The 8567-nt window shown below is 55.5% G+C and carries 9 protein-coding genes and 1 tRNA gene; 7 read left to right on the forward strand and 3 right to left on the reverse strand.

The window, feature by feature from the left end; all coding sequences use genetic code 11:
• The first annotated feature begins 182 nt into the window (after nucleotides 1-182).
• Both H6G62_RS24785 and H6G62_RS24790 read left to right on the forward strand, forming a co-directional pair.
• The gene (locus H6G62_RS24785) at nucleotides 183-425 is read left to right on the forward strand and encodes a type II toxin-antitoxin system Phd/YefM family antitoxin (protein ID WP_190500203.1); all 243 of its coding nucleotides are present in this window, start codon (nucleotides 183-185) and stop codon (nucleotides 423-425) included.
• Nucleotides 422-679, forward strand: a complete 258-nt coding sequence (locus H6G62_RS24790; protein ID WP_190500205.1) for a Txe/YoeB family addiction module toxin — start codon at nucleotides 422-424, stop codon at nucleotides 677-679. Before H6G62_RS24785 ends, H6G62_RS24790 begins: the two co-directional genes overlap by 4 nt.
• Nucleotides 680-724: 45 nt before the next feature.
• On the opposite strand, the gene H6G62_RS24795 is transcribed toward H6G62_RS24790, so the two are convergent.
• The gene (locus tag H6G62_RS24795) at nucleotides 725-928 is read right to left on the reverse strand and encodes a DUF2281 domain-containing protein (protein ID WP_190500207.1); all 204 of its coding nucleotides are present in this window, start codon (nucleotides 926-928) and stop codon (nucleotides 725-727) included.
• A gap of 94 nt (nucleotides 929-1022) precedes the next feature.
• Here H6G62_RS24795 and H6G62_RS24800 point away from each other — a divergent pair, with 94 nt between their 5' ends.
• From H6G62_RS24800 to gatC, 3 genes are all read left to right on the forward strand, one after another.
• Nucleotides 1023-1181 (forward strand): hypothetical protein, encoded by a 159-nt coding sequence (locus H6G62_RS24800; RefSeq protein ID WP_190500209.1) that lies wholly within the window; start codon nucleotides 1023-1025, stop codon nucleotides 1179-1181.
• Nucleotides 1182-1612: 431 nt separating this feature from the next.
• On the forward strand, nucleotides 1613-2134 hold the full coding sequence (locus H6G62_RS24805) for a photosystem I assembly protein Ycf3 (protein WP_190500211.1): 522 nt from the start codon (nucleotides 1613-1615) through the stop codon (nucleotides 2132-2134).
• A 96-nt stretch (nucleotides 2135-2230) separates the two neighbouring features.
• Nucleotides 2231-2524, forward strand: coding sequence for an Asp-tRNA(Asn)/Glu-tRNA(Gln) amidotransferase subunit GatC (gatC, locus tag H6G62_RS24810; RefSeq protein ID WP_190500213.1), 294 nt, complete (start codon nucleotides 2231-2233; stop codon nucleotides 2522-2524).
• Between the two features lie 170 nt (nucleotides 2525-2694).
• Here the strand turns inward: gatC and accC are convergent, their stop codons facing one another.
• A complete protein-coding gene (gene accC, locus H6G62_RS24815) occupies nucleotides 2695-4050 on the reverse strand; it encodes an acetyl-CoA carboxylase biotin carboxylase subunit (RefSeq protein WP_190500215.1) in 1356 nt (451 codons plus the stop codon).
• A 190-nt stretch (nucleotides 4051-4240) separates the two neighbouring features.
• Between accC and H6G62_RS24820 the strand changes: the two genes are divergently transcribed.
• Both H6G62_RS24820 and urtA read left to right on the forward strand, forming a co-directional pair.
• Nucleotides 4241-4322: transfer RNA gene (locus H6G62_RS24820), tRNA-Leu, on the forward strand.
• A gap of 409 nt (nucleotides 4323-4731) precedes the next feature.
• A complete protein-coding gene (urtA, locus tag H6G62_RS24825) occupies nucleotides 4732-6036 on the forward strand; it encodes an urea ABC transporter substrate-binding protein (RefSeq protein ID WP_190500217.1) in 1305 nt (434 codons plus the stop codon).
• A 98-nt stretch (nucleotides 6037-6134) separates the two neighbouring features.
• Here urtA and H6G62_RS24830 read toward each other — a convergent pair whose 3' ends face one another.
• Nucleotides 6135-8018: a hypothetical protein gene (locus H6G62_RS24830; protein ID WP_190500219.1), complete on the reverse strand. Its 1884-nt coding sequence runs from the start codon at nucleotides 8016-8018 to the stop codon at nucleotides 6135-6137.
• Between the last annotated feature and the right edge of the window lie 549 nt (nucleotides 8019-8567).

The following is an 8567-nucleotide window of genomic DNA, read 5'->3' on the forward strand; positions in this document are numbered from 1 at the left end:
ACGCTATCATCATCGACATAAATTCCATCGCAGCAAGTTCCTCAGACCCTCATCTGAATTCTGCTTGCTGCTTTCCTTTTTGGATCAAATGGATAAAGTCGAGCTGACCGCACGGCGATCAACTGCCCAACGCCCGACTTAAACCCAGATTAGAATAATCAAGGCAGCATTACAGAAGTCCCATGGCTGATGTATCCGTCAACAGTGCCCAAACCAACTTGCCCCAACTGATGGATGAAGTCGCCCAATCCCATCAGCCCATCCTAATTACTGGGGCCAAGGTCAATGCCATCCTGCTCTCAGAGGAAGACTGGGCCAGCATTCAAGAAACCCTGTACCTGCTCTCGGTGCCCAATATGCGAGAGTCCATCAAAGCAGGCTTGGCCACGCCCATCGAAGACTGCGATGGAGACCTGGACTGGTGAGTTGGCGACTGGTTTTTACCAAACAGGCTCAGAAAGATGCTAGAAAGCTGGCCGCTAGCAATCTAAAGCCCAAAGCTCAGGCTCTCCTCGATATTCTGCGAAACGACCCGTTTCAAAATCCACCGCCCTACGAAAAACTGGTGGGCGACTTAGTTGGGGCCTACTCAAGGCGGATCAACATTCAGCACAGGCTAGTCTACGAAGTCCTCGAAGCCGAGCGCACCGTCAAAGTCATCCGCATGTGGACTCACTAGGAGTAGCCTATCGAATGGTATGCCCCTCCTGCCTAGGGGGATAGCTCATAGCCCAACATCGGCCTTGAGGGCTTCCCAAGACACCGTGCCTTCCGTGGCCACGGTCGCTAGAGCTTCACGGGCCGATTGAATATCAGCGGCATCCTCAGCCTGCTTAGCCTGTAAAAACTGAAGAAAATCAAGCACCTCCATCAATACGGGGTCAGAGGCTTCCTCAATCGCTTGCATCAATTGCTCTTTCAAGGTCATAGGATCCCCCCCTGGGCTACAGAGCGCCGCTCCAACGTGGCGCGGTTTCAGCTAAAGCCCATTATCGCCTGTCTACCGTTTGGATACCCCAGAGGTGGTGTCGCAAGTCCTGCGGTTCTATGCCTTGTGCTGGCGTATCGAGTGCCTTCACGACACCCTCAAATCCGGGGGCCTCAAGGTCGAAACCCGACCATTTGACGATATCCACACCTTGGTCAATGCCTTGGCCTTCTATTTCGTCGTCGGGTGGTAACTCCTCGCCCTCACCTACACCCTGAGAGATGACCCCGACCAACCCGCCGAGGCTTGCTTTACCGCTGAGGAGGTCAACCTCTTGCAACAGGTCACGTCCCGCTCGGTGGCATCCGTCGCCAATGCCGTCCACGCCCTGGGCACCTTAGTCGGCTCCCTCTCCAAACGCCAACCCTAGCCCAGTGTCAACGTCCTAGCCATGGCAATTGAACGCTTTTCCGGCGTGAAGCTCCAATGGCTTCCTCAAAATCCCTACAAGATTAGGGAGAGGAGAGGGGATCTAGAACCACCTTGTCAAGATTCTGCTAGGCCAGACTATCGGCCCTTTGATAGGCTAATCTAGAGAGCAACTGCCCTCTGTCCTGGGGTTCTTCTAGCCCTCGGTTTTTCTGAATCTCCTATTTTTCTGTCCCTTATTGGCCTACGTCATCTATGCCCAGAACCCAGCGTAACGACAACTTCATCGACAAGTCCTTTACGGTGATGGCGGACATGATTCTGAAGATGATGCCCGCCAAAAAGAGCGAGAAGGAAGCCTTTGCCTACTACCGCGATGGCATGTCGGCCCAGGCCGATGGCGAGTATGCCGAGGCCATGGAAAACTACCGCGAGGCCCTCACCCTCGAAGAAGACCCCTACGACCGCAGCTTCATTCTCTACAACATGGGCCTGATCCACGCCAGCAACGGCGAGCATGAGATCGCCCTGGAAAAGTATCAGGAAGCCATCGACCTCAACCCCCGCATGTGCCAAGCCCTCAACAACATGGCGGTGATCTACCACTACAAGGGCGAACAGGCCGAAGCGGCTGGGGATAGCGACTCCGCCGAAACCTACTTCGATGAAGCGGCCCGCTACTGGCTGGAAGCTATCACCATCGCCCCCAACAACTACATCGAAGCCCAAAACTGGATGAAAAACACCGGACGCCTAAAGAACGACATTTTCTTTTAAGCCATCCATCGACATGTTCGTCGTGGACTACAGGCCAGTGAACTACAGACAAGGGGCTTAAGCCCCTTATTCATAACTATTTTTTATCTCAATACCATGATTGATCTTGAACAAGTCCGTAAAGTGGCTCTGCTGGCTCGGTTGGAGCTTTCCCCCGAAGAGGAACAGCAGTTTACCGGACAGCTCAGCAGCATTCTGGAATACGTGGATCAACTCAGCGAACTGGATACCGCCAACGTAGAACCCACCACCCGCGCCATCGAGCTCAGCAACATCACCCGACCCGATGCGTTGGAACCCTTTGGCGACCGCGAAACGATGCTGAACTGTGCCCCCGACCGAGAAGAGGACTTCTTCAAGGTGCCCAAAATCCTCGACAACGAAAGTTAGGAACGGGAATCCGATTCCTTTTCCTTGTGGCAGGATGCGGCGGTGTGAGGACGTAGCCACCGCAGTCAGGCGTCAATCGTCTGTTACCTCTAGGAAGGGGCAGGAACACAGGGCTAAGCCGTATCCCTGTGTGGGTTCTGTTTTCACAGGGATATCGCGGCCTGTCGCAGTCATGCTTTGGTTCCAGGCATCATCTGGGCCACGAAGTTAGTGTAGACATCGCCACTGAGGAAGTTGGGATTTTCTAGCACCTTTTGGTGGAAGGGAATCGTCGTGGGCAATCCGGTAATGGCACATTCCCGCAGGGCGCGTTTCATGCGGCGAATGGCGGTGGGACGATCTGGCCCCCACACAATCAGCTTGCCGATCAGGGAGTCGTAGTAGGGTGGAATTTCGTAGTCGGTGTAGACGTGGGAATCCATCCGTACCCCCATGCCGCCGGGAGCCAGGTAGCCGTTGATGCGGCCCGGATTGGGGCGGAAGTTGTGGTCGGGGTCTTCGGCGTTGATGCGGCATTCAATCGCGTGGCCCCGGAACTGGATTTGCTCCTGGGTGAAGGGCAGTTTTTCGCCCTGGGCCACGCGGAGTTGGGCGGCAATTAGATCGATGCCCGTGATCATTTCGGTGACAGGATGTTCCACCTGAATACGAGTGTTCATCTCCATGAAATAGAAATTGCCGTGGCTGTCCACCAGGAATTCCACGGTGCCTGCGCCCACATAGTTAATCGCCTGGGCGGCACGGACAGCGGCATCGCCCATTTTCTGGCGCTGCTCTGCGGTTAGGATGGGGCTGGGGGCTTCCTCAAGAAGTTTTTGGTGCCGCCGCTGGATGGAGCAATCCCGCTCGCCCAGGTGGACGACGTTGCCGTAGCTGTCGGCCAAAATTTGAAACTCGATGTGGCGGGGCCGCTCCACAAATTTCTCTAGGTACACCCCAGGGTTGCCAAAGGCGGCCTGGGCCTCGCCCTGGGCCGCCATAAAGGCTTTGCTCATGTCGGCTTCGGTTTGCACCAGGCGCATTCCCCGCCCGCCGCCCCCCGCCGTGGCTTTGATGATGACGGGGTAGCCAATCTCGGCGGCAATCCGGTAGGCTTCGGTTTCGTCCGTCAGCAGACCATCGCTGCCGGGAACCGTGGGCACCCCGACCCGCTGCATGGTTTCCTTGGCCGTAGACTTATCGCCCATCTTGCGGATGGCCTCCGGCGATGGCCCCACAAAAACGATCTGGTGATCGGCGCAGATTTCTGCAAAGCGGGCATTTTCCGCCAAGAAGCCGTAGCCGGGATGGATGGCGCTGGCGTTGCGGGTGAGGGCCGCTGCGATGATGTTCGGGATATTCAGATAGCTCTTTTGGCTAGGCGCTTCGCCAATGCACACCGCTTCGTCCGCCAGTTGGACATGCAGGGCATGACGATCCACCGTGGAGTGAACGGCCACCGTGGCGATGCCCATTTCCTCACAGGTGCGGAGAATGCGGAGCGCGATTTCTCCCCGGTTAGCAATCAAAATTTTAGAAAAACGCATTCTGTAGGGCGATAGTCTCTCAACCAGAATCATACGATGGTTGCTGATCCTATCACGGCAGAGGTGGGAGAAAATTTGTGATCCGAGGGGGCTAACAATGCCGCCATTATGGTTTATCCTGATAAAGCTGAGATGCGTTCCAGGCTAAATGTCCTCGTAAGGTCTGGGGTGAACGGTTTCAGTTCAATTTGCGGATGTGGTGGAATTGGTAGACACGCACGCTTGAGGGGCGTGTGGCTCACGCTGTGCGAGTTCGAGTCTCGCCATCCGCATTAGAGCTTTCGTGACCCAATAGTTTCTACTGAATCGATCTTGGATTTGCTCCAAGCATCTGCTGAGGCGGGTTAAGGAAGACAATCATACCTTGGTAATTATGGCTAGAGCCGTGATGATCGTCTAAGGGTTAAGGCAGAACTTCTTTCAAGAAAAGTTCTGCAAAAGCATTTTGATCCCCTGCGTTTGGATTGATCCCGGCCCAATCCAGGGCTAATATCCACCAAAGATGCGACTTCCAGGGTGGGGTTGGACACACGTCGCTCAAAAAACTGTGGGCGTGGAGTTTATTTTTTGTATTCTGCGCTACATTTACTCCCAATCACTACGCCTAACATCCACTCTGGGGGTTTGGCGCGTGATGCAGTGACCCAATGTCCCTATTTCTTGAGTCAGGAGCGAGGTTGAATGGTCGCACGATTTAATCGACGAAAATTTTTGGTCTACGGGTCTGCAACCCTAGGCACGTCTATGCTGTTGAAGGCTTGTGGAACTACTACCACGACCCCTGAAGCGGGTGGTGGCACCACGGAAGGTGGCACTGCTCCCAGCGGCGAAACGGTCAAGGTGGGGATTCTCCACTCCCTCAGCGGCACCATGGCCATTAGCGAAACCACCGTGGTCGATGCTGAAAAGTTGGCGATTAAGGAAATCAACGACGCTGGCGGTGTGCTAGGCCAGCAGATTGAAGCCGTTGTGGAAGACGGTGCTTCTGATTGGCCCACCTTTGCCGAAAAAGCGGAGAAGTTGATCGACCAAGACCAAGTGGCAGTGGTGTTTGGCTGCTGGACTTCCGCCAGCCGTAAGGCCGTGCTGCCTGTCTTCGAGTCGAAGGATCACATGCTGTGGTATCCGGTGCAGTACGAAGGCCAGGAATGCTCTAAGAACATCTTCTACACCGGGGCCGCCCCCAACCAGCAAATTGAGCCCGCCGTGGATTGGCTGCTAGAAAACAAGGGTAAGGACTTCTTCTTGGTGGGATCCGACTATGTGTTCCCCCGTACCGCCAACACCATCATCAAGGAACAGTTGAAGGCCAAGGGCGGCAACACGGTGGGCGAAGACTACCTGCCCCTGGGCAACACCGAGGTGACCCCCATCATCACGAAGATTAAGGCGGCGCTGCCCAACGGTGGGGTGATTTTCAACAGCCTCAACGGCGACAGCAACGTGGCTTTCTTCAAGCAGTTGCAGGGCGCAGGCATGGGGCCAGATCTCTACCCCGTGATGTCGGTGAGTGTGGCCGAGGAAGAGGTGCGCCAGATTGGGCCTGAGTTCTTGGTGGGGCACTTGGCCTCCTGGAACTACTTCCAAACCGTGGAAACCCCCGAAAACGAAAAGTGGGTGGCGGACTTCAAGGCTGAGTATGGCGAAGACCGCGTAACCAACGACCCCATGGAAGCCGCTTACATTATGGTCTACCTGTGGAAGCAGGCCGTGGAAGCCGCTGGCAGCTTTGATATTGCCGCCGTGCGTGCCGCCGCCTATGGCCAAAATATGGCCGCTCCCGAAGGCCCGGTGACCATGAACGCCAACCACCACCTCTCCAAGACCGTACGGATTGGGGAAGTGAAGGAGGACGGCATGTTTGAAATCCTCTGGGCGACCGATGGCCCCATTGATCCCGAACCTTGGAACCAGTTTGTGCCCGACACCAAGGGCTTTGCCTGCGACTGGTCTGACCCCGCCAAGGGCGAGAAGTTCGAGATCTAGGTTCACGGAGAAGGACTCGTCCAAGGTTGAATGTTGGGCGAGTTAAATCCAATAGTCTCTGTTGCGGCGAGGATGCAGGTTTGCGTCCTCGCTTTTTTTCAAATGTAGGAACGCTGCAATTGCCCCGGTTGAACCGGGTTCGGTGAGGTGGAGTCTTCGTCGGCTGGGGAGTTCTCCCGCTCCGTTGAAGTGTCCTGATCGGCCTCGGTTGGCCCTAGGGAAGGTTCCCTTGGTTGTTGTATCTCTTCTCCCATCGCCCCTTCCTCCGGATCAAAGGGCTGCAATTCTAGGCGCGGCTCGGTCATGTAGGGCTGGGTGAGGTAGGGCTCAATCAACTCCGGCATCACCATAGGGAGGTCGTTGGCCTCGTCGGTAGATCCCGTTTCAGGGGTGTCTAGGGCTGGGGAATTCGCCGCCGGCACTTCGTAGACTGGAACGGGCGGTGCTAGTTCCGGATCCGGCTGGGTAGCCCCAAAGCCCGGTAGCGTTTGCTGATCGGCCCAGCGCTTCCAGCGTTTCATCATTCCCTTGGCCCTATCGGCTGGGCTATCTGGGGGCGTCTGGGTCTGGGTCTGTGCACGAGTTTGGGTTTGGGTTTGGAGGGGGAACTCGCCAGATGTCAGCGGAGCCAGGACAGGTGCAGCATCCATGTTGATAGCGGCATCGCTGGCGGCATCTTCTCTCCCATCCCCAACTTCGTCCTCAACGATAGGGGCGTCTTCGGCGGAAACAGGGTCGCGATCCGCCCTAGCCTCCTCTTCCTGAGTACTAGGGGCCGAGAGAGTCTGGTGTACTGGAACTGGAACCAGGCTAGGGGCTTCCTCAGGGACATCTTGGGGCGGTAAGTCAAGGGATTCTAGTTCGGGGTTTTCTAGTTCGGGGTTTTCTAGTTCGGGGTTTTCTAGAATGTCAGCCTTGGGTGTGGCCTCCTCGGCCTGTTCCGCTAAGGGTTCCGGCAGGGCGGGATCGACGACATCCTGCGACCCATCAGACTCAGTGGTGGCCCTGGGGTCATCCGCTGGTTCTGGGGGGAGGGGTGGCGTGTAGGTGGGATCGATAATGCTGGCCACCGCGTTCAAGTCCAGTTCACCGCGCACCAAGCGAGACAGAGTATCGGTACCTCCAGGCTGGTAGTCAACCACGCGCACCGTGTTGTTAAAGCGGTTGTCGATGGGGCGTCCGGTTTCGTCGATCAACTCTAGCTGCACCCAATTTTTACCGGGCTGGAACCCTTTGAGGTAAATGGGTTGCCATTGGTCAAACACAAAGCTTTGACCGTTGACGGTGCAGCGAATCCGCCAGTCGTGGAGGTCATCCTTGGGATCTTCCTGGGCACTGAGGTGCAGGGGCGCATTCGTGAGGTAGAAGTCCAGCATGATCGGCTCGGCCCCGTAGGTGCCTTGGGGACGGCTGTAGGTGAGCAGGGGGGCACTGGCGTTGACTTCGTTTTGGGGCGTGGGCGCGAAGATATGGAAAGTGCGTTGATCAAAGGCTCCTTCGTTTTTAAAGCTCTCATGCCAGGGGCGGGAGGCAAACACGCGCAGGGTGTGGGTACCGGGGGCCAAGTCTTCGAGTACCAAGGGCTCCGAGGCATCATAAACGGCTTGGTAGGGCTGGTCATCTAAAAACACATGGAGGTGGGGGCCAAGCTGCCAGGTTTCATCTTTAAACAAGGGCAACCCGCGCACCTGGAACCGCACCGACACCGTAGCACTCTCCACCACTTCCCCCGGTCGGGGGCTGAGGATACGCACCTGAGGCGTATAGGCATCAATGATTTGCTTCAGGGTATCTAGGGTTTCCGGTGGCGACACCTCGGCAATGGGGCCAGCCAACAGGTGAGGCGCTTCCGTAGGTTCCGACAGCAGCACTGTGGGCTCTGTGGGTTTGGCGCAGCCCACCATTGCCCAAGTCAACACCATCACTGCCAGAAAAGCGGCAACCTGCTGCCCGCAGCGGACAACTCCCCGTCCTTTAGCCATGGCCCTTGCACTACCCTAAGTTTGCATTATTACCATAGGGCACTTTTGGGCCTTTATAGCGCTGGGCCAACTAGGGAAACTAGGGATTGAGGGGGGAGCGGGCTGGCCGTCAGGGAGACTGGCTCACGGCAAAAGAGCATGTTTGTGATCGGCTGAGGCTTGAATACTGCCAATCGGGCACCTCGAAAAATACTGAAGGCACTGTCTCACAATGAGACTCATGTCGAAATCTAGATTCCTGAAATATTTGCTAATAGCCCAATATTTGATCGGGCACCTCGAAAAATACTGAAGGCACTGTCTCACAATGAGACTCATGTCGAAATCTAGATTCCTGAAATATTTGCTAATAGCCCAATATTTGATCATTAGTATTTTGATTCTTAAAGAGATAGTCGATAGACACGAAAAGATGAGATCATAGACAGTATAAATTACTCACTTCTCATCAGGACTATGGGACAAAAAGGATTCTGGGACTTTGAGGAACGCCAGCAGGAATTGCTCAACAAAAATAAAACCTTAAAATATCTCAATGACATTATTCCT

The organism is Phormidium sp. FACHB-1136 (assembly GCF_014697375.1).
GTDB lineage: Bacteria > Cyanobacteriota > Cyanobacteriia > Phormidesmidales > Phormidesmidaceae > Nodosilinea.